General features: G+C 63.8%; 24 protein-coding genes and 2 tRNA genes. 12 read left to right on the plus strand and 14 right to left on the minus strand.

Annotated features, from left to right (window positions below; genetic code table 11):
• Positions 1 to 58: 58 nt before the first annotated feature.
• The 6 genes from PVE35_RS04790 to PVE35_RS04815 all read right to left on the minus strand — a co-directional run bounded on the left by PVE35_RS04790 (position 59) and on the right by PVE35_RS04815 (position 5430).
• On the minus strand, positions 59 to 1000 hold the full coding sequence (locus tag PVE35_RS04790; protein ID WP_268181687.1) for a ribose-phosphate pyrophosphokinase: 942 nt from the start codon (positions 998 to 1000) through the stop codon (positions 59 to 61).
• A gap of 46 nt (positions 1001 to 1046) precedes the next feature.
• Positions 1047 to 1121 (minus strand) — tRNA-Gln (locus tag PVE35_RS04795).
• 56 nt (positions 1122 to 1177) lie between these two features.
• Positions 1178 to 1252, minus strand: a tRNA-Gln gene (locus tag PVE35_RS04800).
• A 26-nt stretch (positions 1253 to 1278) separates the two neighbouring features.
• A complete protein-coding gene (gene ispE, locus PVE35_RS04805) occupies positions 1279 to 2151 on the minus strand; it encodes a 4-(cytidine 5'-diphospho)-2-C-methyl-D-erythritol kinase (RefSeq protein ID WP_277373965.1) in 873 nt (290 codons plus the stop codon).
• A 937-nt stretch (positions 2152 to 3088) separates the two neighbouring features.
• The gene (gene lolB, locus PVE35_RS04810) at positions 3089 to 3706 is read right to left on the minus strand and encodes a lipoprotein insertase outer membrane protein LolB (RefSeq protein ID WP_268184194.1); all 618 of its coding nucleotides are present in this window, start codon (positions 3704 to 3706) and stop codon (positions 3089 to 3091) included.
• Complete coding sequence (locus PVE35_RS04815; RefSeq protein WP_277373966.1) at positions 3703 to 5430, minus strand: tetratricopeptide repeat protein; 1728 nt, start codon at positions 5428 to 5430, stop codon at positions 3703 to 3705. The genes lolB and PVE35_RS04815 overlap by 4 nt, the downstream gene beginning before the upstream one ends.
• Positions 5431 to 5658: 228 nt before the next feature.
• On the opposite strand from PVE35_RS04815, the gene hemA reads away from it, so the two are divergent.
• The 8 genes from hemA (at position 5659) to PVE35_RS04855 (ending at position 12802) form a co-directional block, all read left to right on the plus strand.
• Positions 5659 to 6939, plus strand: a complete 1281-nt coding sequence (gene hemA, locus PVE35_RS04820; protein WP_268181692.1) for a glutamyl-tRNA reductase — start codon at positions 5659 to 5661, stop codon at positions 6937 to 6939.
• Entirely contained in the window at positions 6936 to 8018 is a 1083-nt protein-coding gene (prfA, locus tag PVE35_RS04825; protein WP_277373967.1) for a peptide chain release factor 1, read from the plus strand. The genes hemA and prfA overlap by 4 nt, the downstream gene beginning before the upstream one ends.
• Before the next feature lie 244 nt (positions 8019 to 8262).
• Positions 8263 to 9096, plus strand: coding sequence for a peptide chain release factor N(5)-glutamine methyltransferase (gene prmC / locus PVE35_RS04830; RefSeq protein WP_277373968.1), 834 nt, complete (start codon positions 8263 to 8265; stop codon positions 9094 to 9096).
• Positions 9097 to 9100: 4 nt separating this feature from the next.
• Positions 9101 to 9853: a molybdopterin-synthase adenylyltransferase MoeB gene (locus tag PVE35_RS04835; protein WP_268184196.1), complete on the plus strand. Its 753-nt coding sequence runs from the start codon at positions 9101 to 9103 to the stop codon at positions 9851 to 9853.
• Positions 9843 to 10631 (plus strand): glutamate racemase, encoded by a 789-nt coding sequence (gene murI / locus PVE35_RS04840; protein ID WP_268181697.1) that lies wholly within the window; start codon positions 9843 to 9845, stop codon positions 10629 to 10631. Before PVE35_RS04835 ends, murI begins: the two co-directional genes overlap by 11 nt.
• Positions 10632 to 10725: 94 nt before the next feature.
• Complete coding sequence (locus PVE35_RS04845; protein ID WP_268181699.1) at positions 10726 to 11241, plus strand: acyloxyacyl hydrolase; 516 nt, start codon at positions 10726 to 10728, stop codon at positions 11239 to 11241.
• 236 nt (positions 11242 to 11477) lie between these two features.
• Positions 11478 to 12470, plus strand: coding sequence for a TerC family protein (locus PVE35_RS04850; RefSeq protein ID WP_268181701.1), 993 nt, complete (start codon positions 11478 to 11480; stop codon positions 12468 to 12470).
• A gap of 32 nt (positions 12471 to 12502) precedes the next feature.
• Positions 12503 to 12802 (plus strand): hypothetical protein, encoded by a 300-nt coding sequence (locus PVE35_RS04855; RefSeq protein WP_277373969.1) that lies wholly within the window; start codon positions 12503 to 12505, stop codon positions 12800 to 12802.
• Positions 12803 to 12829: 27 nt separating this feature from the next.
• Here PVE35_RS04855 and PVE35_RS04860 read toward each other — a convergent pair whose 3' ends face one another.
• The 5 genes from PVE35_RS04860 to PVE35_RS04880 form a co-directional block, all read right to left on the minus strand.
• Positions 12830 to 13267: a hypothetical protein gene (locus PVE35_RS04860; RefSeq protein ID WP_277373970.1), complete on the minus strand. Its 438-nt coding sequence runs from the start codon at positions 13265 to 13267 to the stop codon at positions 12830 to 12832.
• A gap of 78 nt (positions 13268 to 13345) precedes the next feature.
• On the minus strand, positions 13346 to 13600 hold the full coding sequence (locus tag PVE35_RS04865; protein ID WP_277373971.1) for a cytoplasmic protein: 255 nt from the start codon (positions 13598 to 13600) through the stop codon (positions 13346 to 13348).
• Between the two features lie 51 nt (positions 13601 to 13651).
• The gene (locus PVE35_RS04870) at positions 13652 to 13930 is read right to left on the minus strand and encodes a Rho-binding antiterminator (protein WP_277373972.1); all 279 of its coding nucleotides are present in this window, start codon (positions 13928 to 13930) and stop codon (positions 13652 to 13654) included.
• Positions 13931 to 13940: 10 nt separating this feature from the next.
• Positions 13941 to 14195 (minus strand): DUF2024 family protein, encoded by a 255-nt coding sequence (locus PVE35_RS04875; protein ID WP_277373973.1) that lies wholly within the window; start codon positions 14193 to 14195, stop codon positions 13941 to 13943.
• 55 nt (positions 14196 to 14250) lie between these two features.
• Positions 14251 to 14481, minus strand: a complete 231-nt coding sequence (locus PVE35_RS04880) for a glutaredoxin domain-containing protein (protein ID WP_277373974.1) — start codon at positions 14479 to 14481, stop codon at positions 14251 to 14253.
• Positions 14482 to 14596: 115 nt separating this feature from the next.
• On the opposite strand from PVE35_RS04880, the gene PVE35_RS04885 reads away from it, so the two are divergent.
• A complete protein-coding gene (locus PVE35_RS04885) occupies positions 14597 to 15163 on the plus strand; it encodes a MarR family winged helix-turn-helix transcriptional regulator (RefSeq protein ID WP_277373975.1) in 567 nt (188 codons plus the stop codon).
• A complete protein-coding gene (locus PVE35_RS04890; protein WP_277373976.1) occupies positions 15160 to 15855 on the plus strand; it encodes an MOSC domain-containing protein in 696 nt (231 codons plus the stop codon). Before PVE35_RS04885 ends, PVE35_RS04890 begins: the two co-directional genes overlap by 4 nt.
• 71 nt (positions 15856 to 15926) lie before the next feature.
• On the opposite strand, the gene rhlB is transcribed toward PVE35_RS04890, so the two are convergent.
• The 3 genes from rhlB to PVE35_RS04905 form a co-directional block, all read right to left on the minus strand.
• Positions 15927 to 17360 carry an ATP-dependent RNA helicase RhlB gene (gene rhlB / locus PVE35_RS04895; RefSeq protein WP_277373977.1) on the minus strand — a complete coding sequence of 478 codons (1434 nt, stop codon included), beginning with the start codon at positions 17358 to 17360 and terminating at the stop codon, positions 15927 to 15929.
• 126 nt (positions 17361 to 17486) lie between these two features.
• A complete protein-coding gene (locus tag PVE35_RS04900; RefSeq protein WP_268181705.1) occupies positions 17487 to 18425 on the minus strand; it encodes a GGDEF domain-containing protein in 939 nt (312 codons plus the stop codon).
• 231 nt (positions 18426 to 18656) lie between these two features.
• Positions 18657 to 19316, minus strand: a complete 660-nt coding sequence (locus PVE35_RS04905; protein WP_268181707.1) for an alpha/beta hydrolase — start codon at positions 19314 to 19316, stop codon at positions 18657 to 18659.
• 469 nt (positions 19317 to 19785) lie between these two features.
• Here PVE35_RS04905 and PVE35_RS04910 point away from each other — a divergent pair, with 469 nt between their 5' ends.
• Positions 19786 to 20814, plus strand: a complete 1029-nt coding sequence (locus PVE35_RS04910; protein ID WP_268181709.1) for an amino acid ABC transporter substrate-binding protein — start codon at positions 19786 to 19788, stop codon at positions 20812 to 20814.
• A 67-nt stretch (positions 20815 to 20881) separates the two neighbouring features.
• Positions 20882 to 22060, plus strand: a complete 1179-nt coding sequence (locus PVE35_RS04915) for an amino acid ABC transporter permease (RefSeq protein ID WP_277373978.1) — start codon at positions 20882 to 20884, stop codon at positions 22058 to 22060.
• The last annotated feature ends 5 nt before the right edge of the window (positions 22061 to 22065 follow it).

Below are 22065 nucleotides of genomic sequence, written 5' to 3' on the forward strand. Positions count from 1 at the left end.
TTGGGCGGTAGGGCAAAAAGCCCCGCACGAGGCGGGGCGCTTAACGTCAGCGGGTTCCTTAACGGAACATCGCGCTGATCGATTCTTCGTTGCTGATGCGGCGAACCGCTTCGGCGACGACCGGGGCGATGTCGAGCTGGCGAATGCGCGAGCAGGACTGTGCCGCAGCGGACAGCGGGATGGTGTTGGTCACCACCAGCTCGTCCAGCGAGGAATTCTCGATGTTCTCGATGGCGCGGCCGGACAGCACCGGGTGGGTGCAGTAGGCGTACACCTTGGCGGCGCCGCGATCCTTCAGGGCCTTGGCCGCGTGGCACAGGGTGCCGGCGGTGTCGACCATGTCGTCGACCAGGATGCAGGTACGGCCTTCGACGTCACCGATGATGTGCATGACTTCGGACTGGTTGGCCTTCTCGCGACGCTTGTCGATGATCGCCAGGTCGACGCCGAGGCTCTTGGCCACGGCACGGGCGCGTACCACGCCGCCGATGTCGGGGGAGACGATCATCAGGTTCTCGAAACGCTGGTCTTCGATGTCGTCGACCAGTACCGGGGAGCCGTAGATGTTGTCCACCGGAATGTCGAAGAAGCCCTGGATCTGGTCAGCGTGCAGGTCGACGGTGAGCACGCGGTCGATGCCGACCACGGTGAGCATGTCGGCAACCACTTTGGCGCTGATCGCCACACGCGCGGAACGCGGACGGCGATCCTGGCGGGCGTAACCGAAGTAGGGGATGACTGCAGTGATACGAGTGGCCGAGGAACGGCGGAAGGCGTCGGCCATCACTACCAGTTCCATCAGGTTGTCGTTGGTGGGTGCACAGGTCGGCTGGATCAGGAAGACGTCCTTGCCGCGGACGTTCTCGTTGATTTCGATCATGACTTCGCCGTCGGAGAACCGACCGACCGAAGCGTCGCCGAGGGGAATGTGCAGCTGACGAACGATCCGTCGCGCCAGATCGGGGTTGGCGTTCCCCGTGAAGACCATCATCTTGGACACGCGCAGTACCTGCCGGCTGAGGGTATACCTGGATGGGTATGGAAAATGGCAGGGGCGGCTGGATTCGAACCAACGCATGGCAGGATCAAAACCTGCTGCCTTACCGCTTGGCGACGCCCCTATATTCTGTGTCGAATGTCGTGCGATCCGGTTGTCGATGCCTCCCGAGGGAGGTTATGGCAGGGGCGGCTGGATTCGAACCAACGCATGGCAGGATCAAAACCTGCTGCCTTACCGCTTGGCGACGCCCCTGTATCGTATAACCGAATGTCGAACATTCACTTCTTGGCCAATGCTTGGAGCTTGCGGTGCAGCATCGAGATGTTGCGACCTTGAGCGACAAAGCTCGGCAGAGTGCCTGGAAGTTGGCGGGCGACTTTATCAGCATCGTCCCGATTTGGGAAGCTCCCAAATACGCAAGCTCCAGTGCCGGTCAATCTAGCTGGAACGAATTTGTTCAGCAAGATCAAAGCGTTACGAACTGCTGGGTAACGCTTCTCGACGACCGGCTGGCAGTCGTTACGACCACCCCCCGCAAGAAGGCTGCGAACTTTAATGGGCGGCGTATCCCGTGTCAACTCGGGTGCGCTGAAAACTTCTGCTGTGCTTACAAAGACTTGCGGCACGGCGACGAGGAACCAGGGTTCGCTCAGTTCCACCGGGGTCAGGCGCTCGCCAACGCCCTCGGCGAAGGCCGCGTGGCCGCGCACGAATACCGGCACGTCGGCGCCCAGGGCCAGGCCCAGTTCGGCCAGGCGATCCTCGCCCAGTTGGGTGTGCCACAGGTGGTCGAGGCCGAGCAGGGTGGTGGCGGCATCCGAGCTGCCGCCGCCGATACCGCCGCCCATGGGCAGGCGCTTGTCCAGCCAGATATCGGCGCCGAGGGTGGTGCCGGAGGCTTCCTGCAGTCTTTTGGCCGCACGCACGATCAGGTTGCTGTCGTGCGGTACGCCTTCGATGGGCGTGTGCAGGCGGATCTCGCCGTCCTGGCGCAGGCTGAAGCCGAGTTCATCGCCGTGGTCGAGGAACTGGAACAGGGTCTGCAGCTCGTGATAGCCGTCGGCGCGGCGGCCGAGGATATGCAGCATCAGGTTGAGCTTGGCGGGGGCGGGCAGGATCAGTTCGGCGTGGGCGGGGATGGCGGTGGTCATGAGTATTTCGGCGGCGGCAGATATAGCCCGGAATTTTGGGCATGGTGGAGAGCGTCCCCGGATTGCATCCGGGCTACGGCTTTTAGCACCTTTGGGTGGTTTGTGGGAGTGTGATTTGGTAGTCGCGTGCGGGTTTGGCCCCCTCTCCCTAGCCCTCTCCCCGAGGGGAGAGGGGATTGGTTCGGTGTGGCTGGGGGCTTTGGGTGTACGCCGGTTGCCCTTGGCTCCCCTCTCCCGCTTGCGGGGCGTAAGCGGAAATAGCGAAGCACTGCTTCGCCCGCTGAAGCGCCCTGAGCTTTGCGAAGGGCCGGGGCGCAGGGCGGGGGCTGGGGGAGAGGGCGTGTTGTAGCCCGGATGCAATCCGGGGATTGGGAGCGCCGGATTTCCCGGATTTCATCCGGGCTACGGCAATGGTGCGCGCAGCGCACCCTACGAGGCTTAGCCTGCTGCCGCGTTTGGCCCCCTCTCCCTAGCCCTCTCCCCGAGGGGAGAGGGGATGGTTCGGTGTGGCTGGGGGCTTTGGGTGTACGCCGGTTGCCCTTGGCTCCCCTCTCCCGCATGCGGGAGAGGGGCTGGGGGAGAGGGCGTGTTGTGTTGTAGCCCGGATGCAATCCGGGGATTGGGGGCGCCGGATTTCCCGGATTTCATCCGGGCTACGGCAATGGTGCGCGCAGCGCACCCTACGAGGCTGAGCCTGCTTCGGCGTCTGGCCCCCTCTCCCTAACCCTCTCCCCGAGGGGCGAGGGGATTGGTTCGGAGTGGCGGAGGTTTGGGTATACGCCGGTTGGCTTTGGCTCCCCTCTCCCGCTTGCGGGGCGTAAGCGGAAATAGCGAAGCACTGCTTCGCCCGCTGAAGCGCCCTGAGCTTTGCGAAGGGCCGGGGCGCAGGGCGGGGGCTGGGGGAGAGGGCGTGTTGTATCCTGCCGCCAAGGCTCTACTACTGACCAAGCTGACGCGGTTGCCAGTCCTTGATTACCAGGGTGATGTCCAGATCCTGCCCGTGGAGTTTCAGGCGCTCGGGCAGGGCGTAGCCGTTCTGTTCGGTGTAGCTGAGGTATTCGACCTGCCAGCCGTCCTGCTCCAGGCGGGCCAGGTGGCTGGCGCCGTCGAGGGTGATGTGGCTCTTGCTGCCGGGCGCCGGCAGGCCGCGGATCCACCAGAGCAGGTTGGATACCGGCAGATCCAGGCGCAACTGCTCACGCAGCAGGGCTTCCGGTGACTCGGCCTGGTAGCGGCCACGGTTGGCCACTTCCAGCACGATGTCGCCCGGGCGGCCGGTCAGGCGCGCCGCGCCGCCACCGAGCGGGCCGGACAGGCGGATGTCGTAGTAGTCCTGGCGTTGCAGCCAGAACAGCGTGGCGCTGCCAGAGTCGCGCGGGGCACGAATGCCGATCTTGCCGCTGATCTGCCAGCCATCGAGCTGGGTGATCTGCTGCTTGTGGGCTTGCCATTGCTCGCGATTGCCCTGGCCCTCCACGGTCTCTTGGGAGGTCAGGCCGGCGCAGCCGGCGAGCAGGGCGATAAGGCTGAAGGTAAGAAGGTGGCGCAACATCAGGGAGTCTCGGAACCTGTCAGGCGCAGCAGGGTGCTGCGCAGGATTGAGCTGTCGGGGGTGCTCTTGAGGGCTTCGCGCCAGACGCGCCGGGCTTCGTCTTGCTTGCCTTGAGCCCAGAGCACCTCACCCAGGTGGGCGGCGACTTCGTGGTCGGGGAATTTCTTCAGGGCCTGGCGCAACAGACGCTCGGCTTCGGCCAGATTGCCCAGGCGGTAGTTGACCCAGCCGAGGCTGTCGAGGATGGCCGGGTCGTCCGGGTTGAGTTGGTGGGCCCTTTCGATCAGCGCGCGGGCTTCGTCGTAGCGCGTGGTACGGTCGGCCAGGGTGTAACCCAGGGCGTTGAGGGCCATGGCGTGTTCCGGCTCACGCTCGATGATGAAGCGCAGGTCGGTTTCCAGTCGCGCCAGGTCATCGCGTTTCTCCGCCAGCATGGCGCGGGTGTAAAGCAGGTTGAGTTCGTCGGGGAACTGGTCCAGGCCCTGGTTGATCACCGTCCAGGCGGCTTCGACCTGGTTGGCGTTACTCAAGGTCTCGGCCTCCAGCAGGTAGAGCTGGATGGCGTAGTCGGGCTGGGCATCGCGGGCTTTGGCCAGGCGTCGGGAGGCTTCGTCGTAGCGGCCAGCGCTGACCAGAATCTCGGCCTGGCGTTGCTGCGCCGGGAGGAACTCGTTGCCAGCGCCGACCTGGGCGTATTCGAGCAGGGCGCTGTCGTTGTCCTTCAGTTCCTCGTAGGCGCGGCCCAGGTTGTAGTGGGCGGCATCGACATGGCTGCTGCGCTCGACCAGCTCGTCCAGATAGACGATGGCTTCTTCCCAGGCCTCGGCTTCCAGGCAGACCAGGGCCAGAGAAAAGCGCAGGTCATCGTCGTTGGGGTTTTCCTGCACTAGCTTGGAGAACTCGCCCTTGGCGTCGTCCAGGCGGTCGTGTTCCACCAGCAGGCGCGCGTAGGTCAGGCGCAGGCGCTTGTCCTCGGGGTTCTGACGGATGCCCTTTTCCAGCAGCGGCAGGGCTTCCTCGCCACGGCCGAGGCTCTGCAGCAGGCGTGCGCGCAGCAGCAGCGGAGACACCTCACGGGAGCTGGCGGGCTGCTCTTCGAGCAGGCTTAGGGCCTCTTCGGAACGGCCGTCCTCTTGCAGCAGAATGGCCTTACCGAACAGTAACTGGCTGTTGTCCGGGTGCTTGGCCAGCAGGCGGTCGAAGCCCTGCAGCAGGCCGGCGCGGGTATCCGGGTCGGTTTCTGCGGCGGACAGGGCGAGGAAGTCGAAGTGGGTGTTGCCCTGGCGTTGCAGCACCTGCTCCATGAAGGTCATGGATTCGTCGTAACGACCGGCGCGCGCCAGTTGTACGGCGGCGGCGCGCTGCGCGTCGATGTCGTTCGGTGCGGCATCGGCCCAGATCAGCGCGGTTTCCAGCGCGGCCTCGTCAGCGCCGAGGTATTCGGCGATGCGGAAGGCGCGTTCGGCCACACCGGGGTCGCGGGTGGTCTCGGCCTGCTGCACGTAGTTGCCGAGAGCAATGTCGAAGCGGTTGCGCTGCCCGGCCAGCTCGGCGGCGAGCAGTGAGAAGAGGGTCTCTTCGCTGAACGAGCCGTACTCGTCCGGAGCAGGTTTGGCTGCCTGATCGGCTTCCTGCACCGGCGGGGTGCCGTCCGGCTCCTGCGGCGCGAAGGCCTGGCAGCCGCTGAGTAGGGCGAATGCGGTAAGTAACGCGAGGGGTCTGTTCATAGTGCCTTGTCGTGCTTGATGGCGGGCGCGGGCGCTGCTTCGTCGATGCGGCCCTGCCCTGGCGACTGTCGCGGCATCATGACACAAGCCTCGGGGCAAGCCCATGGGGCGCGTGATCGATCCGTGATGTCGCGGGCCGTCTATTGGGACAATAGGTTGTGGGAGTTGTTCTCGCCGAGGCGAAGTAGGACAATTGCCGGCTTCCGTATTGCCCCTCAGCGACTCTGCATGGCCTTCATCGCCCTCGGTATCAACCACAAGACCGCCTCGGTAGAGGTGCGCGAGCGCGTGGCCTTCACCCCGGAGCAACTGGTCGAGGCGCTGCGCCAGTTGTGCCAGCTGACGTCCAGCCGCGAGGCGGCGATCCTCTCCACCTGCAATCGCAGCGAGCTGTATCTGGAGCAGGAGCATTTCCAGGCCGATGAGGTGCTCAGGTGGTTGGCCGACTACCATCGCCTGAGCCTGGACGAGCTGCGCGCCTGCGCCTACGTGCACAGCGACAATGACGCGGTGCGGCACATGATGCGCGTGGCCTGCGGGCTGGATTCGATGGTGCTGGGTGAGCCGCAGATCCTCGGCCAGCTCAAGTCCGCCTATGCCGTGGCGCGTGAGGCCGGCACCATCGGGCCGCTGCTGGGGCGCCTGTTCCAGGCCACCTTCAGCACTGCCAAGACCGTGCGCACCGACACTGCCATCGGCGAGAACCCGGTGTCGGTGGCCTTCGCCGCAGTGAGCCTGGCCAAGCAGATCTTCGCCGACCTGCACCGCAGCCAGGCGCTGCTGATCGGCGCTGGCGAGACCATCAGCCTGGTGGCGCGCCACCTGCATGATCAGGGCATCAAGCGCATCGTCGTCGCCAACCGCACGCTGGAGCGCGCCAGCCAGTTGGCCGAGCAGTTCGGTGCCCATGCGGTGCTGCTGTCGGACATTCCCGACGAGCTGGCGCACAGTGACATCGTCATCAGCTCCACCGCCAGCCAGTTGCCGATTCTCGGCAAGGGTGCGGTGGAAAGTGCGCTGAAGAAGCGCAAGCACAAGCCGATCTTCATGGTCGACATCGCCGTGCCGCGCGATATCGAACCGCAGGTGGGCGAGCTGGACGACGTCTACCTCTATACCGTCGATGACCTGCACGAGGTCATCGAGGAAAACCTCAAGAGCCGCCAGGGCGCGGCGCAGGCCGCCGAGGAGCTGGTGGCCGCCGGCACCGACGATTTCATGCAGCGCCTGCGCGAGCTGGCTGCGGTGGATGTGCTCAAGGCCTACCGTCAGCAAGCCGAGCGCCTGCGCGACGAGGAGCTGGCCAAGGCCCAGCGCATGCTGGTCAACGGCGCCAACCCCGAAGACGTGCTGGCGCAACTGGCCCGTGGCCTGACCAACAAGCTGCTGCACGCACCCAGCGTGCGCATGAAGAAACTCACCGCCGAGGGGCGCGTCGATGCGCTCAGCCTGGCTCAGGAATTGTTCGCCCTCGACGAGGGCGCGCCGCAGGACAAAGGTCTGCAATGAAAGCTTCACTGTTGAACAAGCTGGACAACCTCAGCGACCGCTTCGAGGAACTGACGGCGCTGCTCGGCGACGCCGAGGTGATCGCCAAGCAGAGCCAGTTCCGCGCCTATTCCAAGGAATACGCCGAGATCGAGCCGGTGATCGCCACCTTCCGCGAGCTGCGCAAGGTACAGAGCGACCTCGAAGGCGCGCAGGCGCTGCTCAAGGACAGCGATGCCGACATGCGCGAGATGGCCGAGCAGGAAGTGGCCGAGGCCCGCGATGCCTTGGTCATTCTGGAAGACAAGCTGCAACGCATGCTGCTGCCCAAGGATCCCAACGACGGGCGCAACGTCTACCTGGAGATTCGCGCCGGCACCGGCGGCGACGAGGCGGCGATCTTCTCCGGCGACCTGTTCCGCATGTATTCGCGCTATGCCGAGAAGCAGGGCTGGCGCGTCGAGGTGCTGTCGGCCAACGAAGGCGAGCATGGCGGCTTCAAGGAAGTGATTGCCCGCGTCGAGGGCGACAACGTTTACGCCAAGCTCAAGTTCGAGTCTGGCGCCCACCGTGTGCAGCGCGTGCCGGAGACCGAATCCCAGGGCCGTATCCACACCTCCGCCTGCACCGTGGCGGTGTTGCCGGAGCCGGACGAACAGGCAGCCATCGAGATCAACCCGGCCGACCTGCGTGTCGATACCTACCGCAGCTCCGGCGCCGGTGGTCAGCACGTCAACACCACCGACTCGGCCATCCGCATTACCCACATTCCCACCGGCACCGTGGTGGAATGCCAGGAAGAGCGCTCGCAGCACAAGAACCGCGCCAAGGCCATGGCCTGGCTGGCGGCCAAGCTGCAGGATCAGCAGGAAGCGGCAGCGCACAAGGAAATCTCCGAGACGCGCAAGCTGCTGGTGGGCTCCGGCGATCGCTCCGAGCGCATCCGCACCTACAACTTCCCGCAGGGCCGAGTGACTGACCACCGCATCAACCTGACCCTGTATTCGCTGAACGAAGTGATCGCCGGCGGCGTGGACGCGGTGATCGAACCGCTGCTGGCCGAATACCAGGCCGACCAGTTGGCGGCGTTGGGAGATTAGGGGCAGCGGCAAGCTACAAGCTTCAAGCCGCAAGCTGAGTGTGCCGGGCCAATCCTGGAACGCCGAACAGTCCCCTCTCCCCTCGGGGAGAGGGTTAGGGAGAGGGGGCAGCAGCCTCGTAGGGTGCGCTGTGCGCACCATTACCGTAGCCCCGACCCTCCCCGTGAGAGAACCATAAGCTACAAGCCGCAACCGAATACGGGCCAACTTGTCGCTTGAAGCTTGCCGCTTGAGGCTTTAACGCATGTCCACCATCGCAACCCTGCTCGCCACCGCCGACCTGCCCGACTCGCCCACGCCACGCCTGGACGCCGAGCTGCTGCTGGCCGCCGCTCTGGGCAAGCCGCGCAGCTACCTGCGCACCTGGCCAGAGCGCGAGCTGGAGGCGGATCAACTGGCGCAGTTCCAGGCGCATCTGCAGCGCCGCCGCCAGGGCGAGCCGGTGGCCTATATCCTCGGCCAGCAAGGCTTCTGGAGCCTGGAACTGGAAGTGGCGCCGCACACCCTGATCCCGCGTCCGGACACCGAACTGCTGGTGGAAACCGCCCTCGCGCTGCTGCCGGCCACGCCCCTGGCGGCGCTGGATCTGGGTACCGGCACGGGCGCCATTGCCCTGGCCCTGGCCAGCGAACGCCCGGCCTGGCAGGTGACGGGCGTGGATCGAGTGGCGGACGCCGTGGCCTTGGCCGAGCGCAATCGCCAGCGGCTGCAACTGGATAACGCAGCGTTCGTGCACAGCCATTGGTTCTCGGCTCTGGCTGGGCAACGCTACGGCCTGATCCTGAGCAATCCGCCCTATATCCGCGCCGATGACCAGCACCTCGAGCAGGGCGACGTGCGCTTCGAGCCGAGCAGCGCGCTGGTGGCCGGCCGTGATGGGCTGGACGATATCCGCGCGATCATCCAGGCTGCGCCGGCGCACTTGCTGTCGGGCGGCTGGCTGCTGCTGGAGCACGGCTTCGACCAGGCCGAGGCCGTGCGCGAATTGCTGGCCGCCGCTGGTTTCGTCGAGGTGCACAGTCGGCGTGACCTGGGAGGCCATGAACGTATCAGTCTGGGGCGTTTCGACCATGAGTGAAGCAATGCTGAACGATGACGAACTGCTGCGCTATAGCCGACAGATCCTGCTGAAGCAGATCGATATCGAGGGGCAACTGCGTCTGAAACAGGCCCGTGTGCTGATCGTCGGCCTGGGAGGGCTGGGCTCGCCCGTGGCGCTGTACCTGGCGGCTGCCGGTGTCGGCGAACTGCACCTGGCCGACTTCGATACGGTGGATCTGACCAACCTGCAGCGGCAGATCGCCCACGACAGCAGCAGCGTCGGCCAGACCAAGGTGGATTCGGCCATGGCGCGGCTGGCGGCACTCAACCCGCACATAACGCTGGTGCCGCAGCGTCAGGCCCTGGATGCCGATTCGCTGGCTGCCGCTGTCAGTGGCGTCGACCTGGTGCTGGACTGCTCGGACAATTTCACCACCCGCGAAGCGGTCAACGCTGCTTGTTTCAAGGCAGGCAAGCCGCTGGTGTCCGGCGCGGCGATCCGCCTGGAAGGCCAGCTATCGGTGTTCGACCCACGTGATGTTGCCAGTCCCTGCTACCACTGCCTCTATGGCCACGGCAGCGAGGCCGAGCTGACCTGCAGCGAGGCTGGTGTGGTCGGCCCGCTGGTGGGGCTGGTGGGCAGCCTGCAAGCACTGGAAGCGCTCAAGCTGCTGGCCGGTTTCGGCGAGCCGCTGGTGGGGCGCCTGCTGCTGATCGACGCGCTGGGCAGTCGTTTCCGTGAGCTACGGGTCAAGCGCGACCCGGCCTGCGAGGTGTGCGGCAATGGCCAGTGAGGCGCCGGTTGGCGTGTTCGACTCGGGGGTCGGGGGGCTGTCGGTATTGCGCGAGATTCGCCAACTGCTGCCGAGCGAGTCGCTGCTCTACGTCGCCGACAGTGGTCATGTGCCTTATGGCGAGAAGAGCCCGCAATACATCCTCGAACGCTGCGTGCTGATCACCGAACACCTGCTGGCGCAGGGCGCCAAGGCGCTGGTGCTGGCCTGCAATACGGCCACCGCCGCCGCCGCTGCCGAGTTGCGCGAGCGTTATCCACAGGTGCCTATCGTCGGCATGGAGCCGGCGGTGAAACCGGCGGCGGCAGCCACACGCAGCGGCGTGGTCGGGGTACTGGCTACCACCGGCACGCTGAAGAGCGCCAGGTTCGCTGCCTTGCTCGACCGCTTCGCCAGCGATGTGCGGGTGCTCACCCAGCCTTGTCCGGGGCTGGTGGAATGTATCGAGGCAGGAGCGCTGCAGGCGCCGGCCACGCGCGAATTGTTGCAGGGCTACGTGGCGCCGTTGCTGGCCGAGGGCTGCGATACCCTGATTCTGGGGTGCACCCACTATCCGTTCCTGCGTCCGCTGTTGCAGGAACTGGTGCCGCCGTCGGTGACCCTGATCGATACCGGTGCTGCCGTGGCACGGCATTTGCGAACCGTGCTCGAACAGCGCGAGCTGCTGGCCGCTGGCCCAGCGCTGCCGACGCGTTACTGGAGCAGTGGTGAGATCGCGCAACTTTGCCGAGTTTTGCCGGTTTTGCTGCATGAACAGGCAGAAGTACTTGCGATATAGTGAATTTTTTTCCGATAAGGTTTTCTTTGATATCGGATACTTCTATATGTTTTTAAGAGCTTGATGAAACCCTCTCACAGAAAAGGAATTACTCATGAAGACGTTGTATGCCTTTGCTGCAGCTACAGCCCTTGCGTTCGGAACCATGGGGGCTGCGCAGGCGGCGGATGTGACCGCTGCCATCGGCCAGAGTGGCGACTCCACCATGGTCTACCGCCTGGGGGCGCAGTGGGACTGGAACCATAGCTGGCTCGAGAGCAGCTATGGCCGTCTGACCGGCTATTGGGATCTGGGTTACACCTACTGGGATGGCGACGAAACGGCGAGCAATCACAGCCTTTCCTTCGCGCCGGTGTTCGTCTACGAGTTCGCCGGGCAGAACGTGCGGCCGTACATCGAGGCCGGTATCGGCGTGGCAGCGTTCTCCAGCACCGAGCTGGAGAGCAATGACCTGGGCTCGTCCTTCCAGTTCGAGGATCGTCTGGGCTTCGGTCTGCGTTTCGCCGGGCAGGAGATCGGCCTGCGTGCCATCCACTACTCCAACGCCGGCCTCAAGCAGCCCAACGATGGCACCGAGGCCTATACCGTGCATTACCGCACGAGCTTCTAAGCAGCCGATCGGCAAGCCATAGCGCCGCGCTCCCCAACAGGGAGTCGCGGCGTTTTTCTTCCCCGAACCAGCCGTATAGCGCCTTTCGCTGCCGCGGAAATGATTTGCAAAACTCGCCCTGTTGAACGGCGCCGGTAGCCTGCCTATCGTTGCGCCCGTGATGCCGGGCCCCTCTGGCGGTTAACACCGCGATGTCGGAATCACAGTCTGTTCAATCTGACTGTAGGAGGGGCTCCATGACTGCCCTAGAACCGTTTCTCTTCGCCGACTTCCTCGGCACGGCCACCTGGTTGTGGCTGGTCTTCATCGCTGTCGTCATCTCCCTGCTGGCCTTCGACCTTGGCGTGCTGCATCGCGACAATCGCGAAATCGGCGTGCGCGAGAGTCTGTTGCTGTCGGCCGGCTACATCAGTGCGGGTCTGCTGTTCGGTGTCTGGGTGTTCTTCCAGAAAGGCGGCGACGCCAGCATGGATTACGTCACCGGCTTTCTGATCGAGAAATCGCTGTCGATGGACAACGTGTTTCTCATGGCCATGATTTTCAGCTTCCTCGCCATCCCACGGCAGTACCAGCACAAGGTGCTGTTCTGGGGGATCATGGGCGTGCTGGTGCTGCGGGCGATCATGATCGGCCTGGGCGCGGCGTTGATCCACGAATTCGCCTGGATCCTCTACGTATTCGGCGCCTTCCTGTTCTTCACCGGCGTGAAGATGCTGTTCTCCAAGCTGGACGATGCGCCGGATCTGCAGAACAACATGCTGGTGAAGTTTCTGCGCAAGCACTTGCGCGTCACCGATGAGCTGCATGGCGAGCGTTTCTTCGTCCGCCAGAACGACGACCAGGGGCGCAGCGTGCTGTGGGTGACGCCGCTGTTCCTGGCGCTGATCCTGATCGAGTGCGCCGATCTGATGTTCGCCATCGACAGCGTGCCGGCGATCTTCGCCATCACCCAGGATCCGTTCATCGTCTACACCTCGAACATCTTCGCCATCCTCGGCCTGCGTGCCCTGTACTTCGCCCTGGCCGCGTTGATCCACCGCTTCGCCTACCTCAAGTACGCGCTGGCACTGGTGCTGGTGTTCATCGGCGCGAAGATCTTCCTGGTCGGCATCATCGGCAAGATTCCGGCCGTGGTGTCGCTAAGCGTGACCCTGGGGCTGCTGGTCGGCGGCGTGCTGCTGTCGCTGTACAAGACCCGCGGCCAGCAGCCCAGCCAGATCGGATCTTGAACGACCTTTTCCATCATCGAAAGCGGAGACGCATGATGCACGCACACGGGAAAAACCGCCTGGCGCTTGCCGCGCTGGGCATGGCGCTGATCACCCTGGTCGGCTGCGACGCCGCCGAGCAGTCCGCGCAGAAGCTGGCCGAAGAGGCGAAGAAGGAGGCGCAGGCGCTGATCGAGGAGTCGGTGGGTGAGGTGGTGGACGAGGTCAACCGCCAGGTGGACTCCTTGCAGGAGTCCACCAACCGAGCGCTGGGCAAGACCGAGCAGAACGAGGAGGCCGAAGCTGCGCAGGACAAAGTCGAGAGATCGCTGGAGCAGGGCGCCGAGACTTGATGCCACGCCGGGATGGGCGCTCATCTTTCAACGGCGCAGGCGGTCGAATCGCTCCAGCAATGCCGCTACCGCCAGTCCCGGTAACGAAGCCAGGCAAAGCAGCGGTAGCTGAGTGAGAAACAGCCCGCGAACGATTTCGCCTGTTGTCCAGGTGTTGCCATAGGCACTGGCGAGCAGATTGACCGCGCAGTAGGCGGCGAAGGTTGCGCACAGGCCGAACAGCAGCATGACGAGCGAGCCATGACGGCGCAGCAGGCCGCCAGCGCCGGCCAGCAGAAACAGCACGAATGCCGGCAGGCAGGCCAGTGCCAGCTCCATGGCGACGTGCCCGTCCGGCTCTACCGGCAGCGGCCAGGCCAGCCCCAGGCCTCTCTCCTGTAAGCGGTAGGTCAGCAGACCGATGAACAGCGCGGTAGTGGGGAGCAGGAGCGAGGCCTGCAGCAGCCTGAGCCGCGCGTTCAGCATGTCGATAGCCGGGCGGCAATGCCGGAGTCGAGGGCCAGGTGATCGCACTGTTGCATGCTGCGTTTCATCCATCGATCTTCAGGTTTTGCGGCTCAGGTACTGCGTGAGTGGCTCCGGTTGGAACAGTGGCTCACGGCTGATCAGCCTTACGCCATCCGGGCCACTGTCCAGCAGGCGCCGTTCGCTGTGCGCCACCAGCAGGGCGAGACTGTACCCTGACTGGCTGAGGATGGCCGAGATTTTCCTGATGACCTCCTGTGCACCAGGAACATCGGACTCGAAGTGGCCCAGCAACTGATCGCCCTGGCTAATGGTGAGTCGGAAGGTGGGCATGAGTGGTTCTCCTTGATGGCGTCACAAACGGGGTTCACGCAGGCGATCAGCTCAGAAGGTGCAGTAATTGCCCGCCAGCTCGACCCGGCCAAAGCTGGCATCGGCATTGAGCGGGGTGATGGCTTTTAGCTGATCCAGGCGCAGCTCCTGCTGGCTCGCGTCGCCTTGCACCAGCAGAAACTCCTCCTTGCTGGCGGCCGTGCGCGTGGTCAGTGCCCTGGCCTCGAAGTTCGAGCCGTCGAGCCGTTCGATGTGCAGGCGGTAGCCGTGCATACAGGCGATTTCCAGATAGTCATGCAAATCGCAGTTCAGAGGCTGGTACGCGCTCATGTCCTGTCTCCTAGCAGCCTTCCAGAGGAATGATGAAGTAGCCCTTGCTGCCGATGGCTGCCGCGACTTCCGGGTGCGCGGGCTGGCTGTGGCAGAACTGGCAGCGGCTCTGCTCGATGGAGTCGCCGTGCAGCCCGCGCTCGGCCATCCAGTCTCTGGCGAACCGGCTGGCGCGCTCCTGGTCGTTGCCTTCGATCAGTACATCGAAGTGCAGATAGCGGCCGTCATGTGTGCGCACGTGGGTGTCGAAAACATTCACTTTCATGTTTTTCTCCTAGGCGGTTAGCGAGACGCCGTTGGGCGTCTCGCATGTTCTGGGATTACTTCAGGTCGTCGATGGACGCGCCGAAGTTCAGGTGCAGCACCTGGCCTTCAACCACCAGTGCGGGAACCGACTTGACCCCGGCCTGTTCGGCTTCCGCTACGCGCGTGGCTTGGTCGCCAAGGTGAACGATCTCCACCTTGACCTCCGGAGCCAGCAGGTTCAGCAGGGTCTGTTCGGCTGATACGCAGACGGGGCAACCGGCGTGATAGAAGCGTGCTTGAGTCATGGTCAATCTCCTGTTGGGGTTTAGTATCGATTCGATACTGATTTGCAGGCTACGCTCAAATTGGCCTTTGTCAATATAGTATTTAGTCGATACTATATTTCGACAGGAGTGATACATGACCGACACGACTCTCTTCGATCTGCTCGAACGGCTGTCCAGCCTGACCCGCATCTGGTTTCGCCAGCACCCGCTGCTGGCCGAGCTGCAGCCCATCCAGCTAAGTGCGCTGATGTACCTGGCGCGCTGCAACCGTTATTCAAATACGCCGCTGGGGGTGACCGAATACCTTGGCCTGACCAAGGGCACGGTGTCGCAGTCGCTCAAGGCGCTGGAAGGCAAGGGGCTGATCGTCAAGGCGCAGGATCCGCGCGACAAGCGCAGCGTGCACCTGGCGCTGACCGAGCCGGCCCGGAAGCTGCTCGAGGTCCTGCTGCCACCGGATTTTCTTGCCGCTGGCGAAGCTCGCCTGGGGGCACGAGGCGAGCAGCTCAAAGCCCTGCTGACCGACCTTCTGCGGGAAATACAGCGCGGCACCGATGTGCCTGGTTTCGGCCTGTGCGGCAGTTGCCGTTTTCATCAGCAGGTCGATGGCCAGCCGTTTTGCGCTCTGACCCGGGAGCCGCTGCAACCGAGCGATGCCAGCCTGATATGCCGCGAGCACCAGCCCCCGGAGGCCGCATGAACGAACTGTTACTCGATGCCCTGCTGACGGGGTACGCCCAACCCTTCACCCGGCCCGGCTCACGCAGCGGCATCGCCAAGGCGCCACGCCAGGAGCCCCTGGCGGTGACCGTACTGGGGCTGGCTGGCGACGAGCAGGGCGACCTGCGGGTGCACGGCGGCGTGGAAAAGGCCATCCATCACTACCCACGCGAACACTACGCCGCCTGGCGTCGCGAGCTTGGCGAACATCCCCTTCTGGAACAGCCTGGTGCCTTCGGCGAGAACTTCAGCACCACGGGCTGGACCGAGGGCGACGTTTGTCTGGGGGATGTCATAAGGGCCGGCAGCGTCTTGTTGCAGGTTTCCCAGGGGCGCATGCCATGCTGGAAACTGAGCGACCGCTTCGGCATTGCCGATCTGGCGCTGCGGGTGCAGGAGTCCGGGCGCACGGGCTGGTACTACCGGGTTATCGAGGAGGGCATGGTTCGGGCTGGTGAGCCTCTGCAACTGGTGGAGCGCGCGCATGCTGACTGGCCACTGAGCCGCCTTTCGGCTGTGCTGTTCGACAGGCGGGTGGAGCCGGAGCTGTTGCGTGAATGTCTGGCTCTACCACTGGTACCGTCCTGGCGCAGAACCCTGGAGCGGCGTTTGGAGAAAGCCGAGGTCGAGGACTGGGCGCCGCGGCTGGAGGGGCAGGCGAGCCGAGCGTAGCGAATCCCTGACGCATTGCTACAAATGAAAAAGGCGAAGCCACGGGCTTCGCCTTTTTGCTTCCTGCCGGCTCAGTGCCTGCGCGGCACCGGCTTGAGCAGTTCGTCCGGTGGCATCTCGCACTGGATCTTGCGGCCGATCAGCGCTTCGATCGGCGGCAGGGCGAAGGCGTCGTCCTCGCCGGCGAAGCTGATCGAGGTGCCGCTGGTGCCGGCGCGGCCGGTACGGCCGATGCGATGCACGTAGTCGTCCGGGTCTTCCGGCAGGGTGAAGTTGATCACGTGGCTGATGCCGTCGACATGGATGCCGCGGCCGGCCACGTCGGTGGCCACCAGCACGCGGATATGCCCGGCGCGGAAGCCTTCGAGCACCTTGATGCGCTTGTGCTGCGGCACGTCACCGGACATCTGCGCGGCGCTGACGCCGTCGCGGGTCAGGCGTTCCTCGATGCGCCGTACTTCGTCCTTGCGGTTGGCAAAGACCATCACCCGATCCCAGGCGTTCTGCGTGATCAGGTTGTACAGCAGCTTGTACTTGTCGCTGGAGGCCACGGCGTAGACGTGCTGTTCGACGGTGTCGCTGGCCACGTTCTCCGGTTCGATCTCGACGATGGCCGGGTTGACCGTCCATTGCTTGGCCAGGTTCATCACGTCTTCGGTGAAGGTGGCAGAGAACAGCAGGGTCTGGCGGTCACCCTTCATCGGCGTCTGACGGATGATCTGGCGCACCTGGGGGATGAAGCCCATATCGAGCATGCGGTCGGCTTCGTCGAGCACCATCACCTCGACCATGTCCAGGTGCACTTCACCGCGCTGGTTGAAGTCCAGCAGGCGCCCTGGGGTGGCCACGAGGATGTCGCAGAAGCGCGATTCCAGTTGCTTGAGCTGCTTGTCGAAGTCCATGCCGCCGACAAAGCTCATGACGTTGAGCTTGGTGTATTTGGTCAGCTCGGCGGCATCCTTGGCGATCTGCACCACCAGCTCGCGGGTCGGCGCGATGATCAGCGCACGCGGCTCGCCCATGTAGCGCTCTTTCGGCGGCGGGGTCTGCAGCAACTGAGTGATGATCGAGATGAGGAAGGCGGCGGTCTTGCCGGTGCCGGTCTGGGCCCGGCCGATGGCGTCCTGGCCCTTGAGGGTGTAGCCCAGCACGCCGGCCTGGATCGGCGTGCAGTAGGGGAAGCCGAGGTCGTGGATGGCATGCATCAGCTCGGGGGCAAGCTTGAAATCGTGGAAACGCATCTTGCCTTCGGCCGGCTCGACCACGAAGTCTTCCAGCTTCCAGGTGTCCACCGGCTTGGCCGGGCGTTCGCGGCGCGGCTTGTCCGCCTTGGTCGGGCGCGGTTTGTCGCCGGCAGTTTCGCTGGCATCGCGTGCGGGTTTGTTCTTGCGGGGCGCGTCGTCACCGGCGTTGGGTAGCGGGGCGGGTGCTGCGGTGGTGGACGGCGCCGGTTGTGGCCGCTCGTCTTCGGCTTTGCCGAACATTTTCTTGAGTGCTTTGAGCACGGGCTTCTCATCGACTGGTTAAGGAGTGAACGCCCGCCAGTGTAATGCAAGACGCGAGCGTGGCGAAGTGCTTCGCGTGTGCCTGTCAAGGGGCGCTCGGTGCGGCGCTCGAGCGGGGGATGGCCGTCAGCCGACCAGGCAGTTACGCCCCTGCTGCTTGGCCTGATACAAGGCGTCGTCGGCACGGGCGATCAGGCTCTGCAAGCTGTCTTTCGGGTTCATCAGAGCCAGGCCAATGGATACCGTCACGCCTGGCAACGCGCCAAGGGGAGAATAGAAATCGTCGACCTGTTCCAGGCTCACGCGCAGACGTTCGCCGATGCTGCGGGCGTCCTCGGCGGTGAGTTCCGGCAGGAGGATGACGAACTCTTCGCCACCGAAACGCACCATGCTGTCCTTTGGGCGCAGTTGCTTGCGCAGAGTCTGGGCTACCAGGCACAAGGCATAGTCGCCGGCCAGATGGCCGTGCTGGTCGTTGTAGGCCTTGAAGTGATCGACGTCGAGCATCATCAGCGCCAGGGGCGCTTCATTGAAGGCGCATCGGGTGCTTTCGCGCTCGAATACATGCTCCAGCCAACGCCGGTTGAAGCAGCCGGTGAGGGTGTCGACGTTGGCATTCTGTTCGCTGTCGAGAATCAGCCGGTTGCCCTGGCGTACCCGTTTGCACAGCAGCTCCAGCAGGTTCTGCATCATCTGCGGTGACTGCTGGAACAGGGTGATCAGCGACTCGCGGTGCAGGCGCAGCACCGTGGTGGGCTGTTCCGCCACCACGTAGGCGCTCGGGTGGTCGTTGTCGATGAAGCTGATCTCGCCGGCGCAATCGCCTACTTCCAGGCTGCTCACCGCCTGGTTGTCCAGCGAGCCGAGGTAGACGCGCAGACGTCCCTTGACCACCAGGTACAGGTGCTGATTGCGGTTGAAGGGCGATAGCAGCACTTCACCGGCATCCAGATCGTAGGCACAGAATTCCTGCAGCAACAGATCGAGGCTGTCCAACGCAACCTTGTTGAAGAGTTGCAGATGTTTGATCTGCTGCAGGTCGACCTGCCAGTGTGCCAGTTTCATCGAGGCTTCTTGGGGCTGGCGGGAGCGCACGGCTGTAGAGCCGGGCGAACGCTCCCTGTTCTTCTGGTTTCTTGATGACTCGACAGTATGCTCGGGGCGCACCCCTGACAATGCTGGGCGAAACCTGGCCCGACCAGCGGTTGAAGATTATTTCAAGACTGTTAAGCAGTGCGCGTCATTGCAATTTTTCATGTTGTAAGGCCTGCGGCCAGTTGCCTTCTGCGGTGCATTTCAGGCAGCGAGACGCTGCATCAGCCACTGGGCGATGTCGCCGATCTCTTCCGGCACCACCTCGTGGCTCATCGGGTAATCGCGCCACTCGACCGGCACCTGGCAGGCCTGCAGGCGCTCGAAGGCGGCGCGGCCCATGTCGGGTGTCACTACGTCATCGAAGCGACCGTGCAGGCACAGCACCGGCAGGCGCTGCTGGGTCGCTGTCAGGCGCATGTCAGCGCTGAAGGTCGGGGCATAGGTGGAAAGCGCCAGGACACCGCCAAGTGGGCCGTCGTAGCGCAGGAAGGCGCTGTGCAGCACCACCGCTCCGCCCTGGGAGAAACCCGCCAGCACGATGCGTTCGGCGGCGATACCGCTGTCGAGCTCGGCTTCGATCAGGGCGATCACCTGGGCGGCGGACTCCTCCATCTGCGCCTGGTCGATGGCCCGCGCCGGGCTCATGGCGAGGATGTCGTACCAGCTCGGCATGCTCCAGCCGCCATTGATGGTGACCGGGCGGGTGGGAGCCTGCGGCAGGATGAAGCGGGTGCTGGGCAGACGCTCCTGCAGCATTTCCGCCACCGGCAGGAAATCGTAGCGGTCGGCGCCCAGGCCATGCAGCCAGATGACGGTGGCATCTGGGGTTTGCGGTGGCTGCAGAATCATGGGTGGGGTCATTGGTAGCTCCAGTGTGGTGCGCACGCTCGAAATTGGGGCGTCGCCTTTTTCAAAGGACGTCTAATCTGTGAACAAGTTGTCGCACGGGTGCAAATTTTGCTCTTGACCCTGATTTGTCCGGGCCAATGTCCAGTGCTGGTACGAGGCTTGCTAAAGCTGACTCGGACTGAGCGCAGGGTGCGGTAACGGTAACACTGTGCCATTAGTGTCGCGCAACAGGCAGGAATCCGCGGTGTGGGGTTCCTTTCCAACCGTGAAGGGCGGTCGCCCCAGCGGTATAAGAATGCGTCTTTGGCCCGTTCAACCAATGGGCAGGGTGGAGTGGGTTGGCCAATAGAGGGATTGCCGACTGGATTCGCCCGACGTTCGCGCCTCTCGTCGATCTCGCTGCTTGCAGCGAATCGCATGCCCCATAAGGGTTCAGAGGCAGGATGGAGACGCCAACACAACAAGAGCACTGGAGGTTTTGATGAAGATGGTGAAATCCACCCTGGCTGCCGTGACCACCGCAGTCGTACTCGGTGTCAGCGGTTTTGCCCATGCAGGCGCCACGCTGGACGCAGTCAAGAAGAAAGGCTTCGTGCAATGTGGTGTCAGCGACGGTTTGCCGGGGTTCTCGGTACCGGATGCCAAGGGTAACTATCAGGGGATCGATGTGGATGTCTGCCGCGCCGTAGCGGCTGCCGTGTTCGGTGATGCGAGCAAGGTCAAGTACAGCCCACTGACCGCCAAGGAGCGCTTCACGGCCATTCAGTCCGGCGAAGTCGACATGCTCTCGCGCAACACCACCTGGACCAGCTCCCGCGATGGCGGCATGGGCCTGATGTTCACCGGCGTGACCTACTACGACGGCATCGGCTTTCTGGTCAACAAGAAGCTGGGCGTCGCCAGTGCCAAGGAGCTCGATGGCGCCACCATCTGCATCCAGGCCGGTACCACCACCGAGCTGAACGTTTCCGACTACTTCCGTGCCAACGGCCTGAAGTACACCCCCATCACCTTCGATACCTCCGACGAGAGCGCCAAGTCGTTGGAAGCCGGTCGTTGCGACGTGCTGACCTCCGACCAGTCGCAGCTCTATGCCCAGCGCATCAAGCTGGCCGCGCCGGATGAGTGGGTGGTGCTGCCGGAAGTGATCTCCAAGGAGCCCCTGGGCCCGGTGGTTCGCCGTGGTGACGAGGAGTGGTTCACCATCGTCAAGTGGACCCTGTTCGGTATGCTCAATGCCGAAGAGCTGGGCGTGACCTCGAAGAACGTCGAGGCCATGGCCAAGGAAACCAAGAACCCGGACATCGCCCGTATGCTGGGTGCCGACGGTGAATACGGCAAGGATCTCAAGCTGCCCAACGACTGGCTGGTCAAGGTGGTCAAGCAGGTCGGTAACTACGGTGAGGTCTTCGACCGCAACGTCGGGGCCGGCAGCGAGCTGAAGATCGAGCGTGGCCTCAACGCTCTGTGGAACAAAGGTGGTCTGCATTACGCACCGCCCGTGCGCTGATTGACCGACTTGTCGCCCGGCAGCCTCTGCCGGGCGATTTTCGTTCCGATATACCTGGGGCATTCCCATGCAGAAAAACATTGGCGCACCGCAAGGGTTCTCCCTTAGCGATCCACGTGTGCGTGCCTGGCTATTCCAGATCATCACCGTCGCGGCCGTGGTCGCGCTGGGCTGGTTCCTGTTCCACAACACCCAGACCAACTTGCAGAACCGTGGCATCACCTCCGGTTTCGACTTTCTCGAACGCAGTGCCGGCTTCGGCATCGCCCAGCACCTGATCAGCTACACCGAGGCAGACAGCTACGCGCGGGTCTTCGTCATCGGCCTGCTCAACACGCTGCTGGTGTCCTTCATCGGCATCGTCCTGGCCACCGTGCTGGGCTTTCTCATCGGTATCGCGCGGCTTTCGCCGAACTGGATGCTGAGCAAGCTGGCTACCGTCTACATCGAGATCTTCCGCAACATTCCGCCGCTGCTGCAGATCCTCTTCTGGTACTTCGCCGTGCTTCTGCCGTTGCCGGGGCCGCGCAACAGCATCAGCGTCAACGACGCGTTCTTTCTCAGCAACCGTGGCCTGAACATGCCCGCGGCCGTCGCCGCCGAAGGCTTCTGGCCGTTCGTGATCGGCCTGGCGTTGACCCTGGTGGCCATCGTGCTGATGGTGCGCTGGGCCAATCGGCGCTTCGAGGCCACCGGCGTGCCTTTCCACAAGTTCTGGGTTGGCCTGGCCATGATCCTGGGCATTCCCACCCTGGTTGCCCTGGTGTTCGGCAGCCCGCTGCACTGGGCGCTGCCCGAGCTCAAGGGCTTCAACTATGTCGGTGGCTGGGTACTGATCCCCGAGTTGCTGGCGCTGACCATTGCCCTGACGGTCTATACCGCGGCCTTCATCGCCGAGAACGTGCGCTCCGGGATCAAGGCCGTCAGCCATGGCCAGACCGAGGCGGCGCGCTCGCTGGGGTTGAACACCAGCGTCACCCTGCGCAAGGTGATCATTCCGCAGTCGATGCGTGTGATCATTCCGCCGCTGACCAGCCAGTACCTGAACCTGACGAAGAACTCGTCGCTGGCTGCCGGTATCGGTTACCCGGACATGGTGTCGCTGTTCGCCGGTACGGTGCTCAACCAGACCGGCCAGGCCATCGAAGTCATCGCCATTACCATGAGCGTCTACCTGGCCATCAGCATCAGCATTTCCCTGCTGATGAACTGGTACAACAAGCGCATTGCGCTGATCGAGCGGTGAGGGCC

This window comes from Pseudomonas sp. AA-38, from assembly GCF_029457475.1.
Lineage (GTDB): Bacteria > Pseudomonadota > Gammaproteobacteria > Pseudomonadales > Pseudomonadaceae > Aquipseudomonas.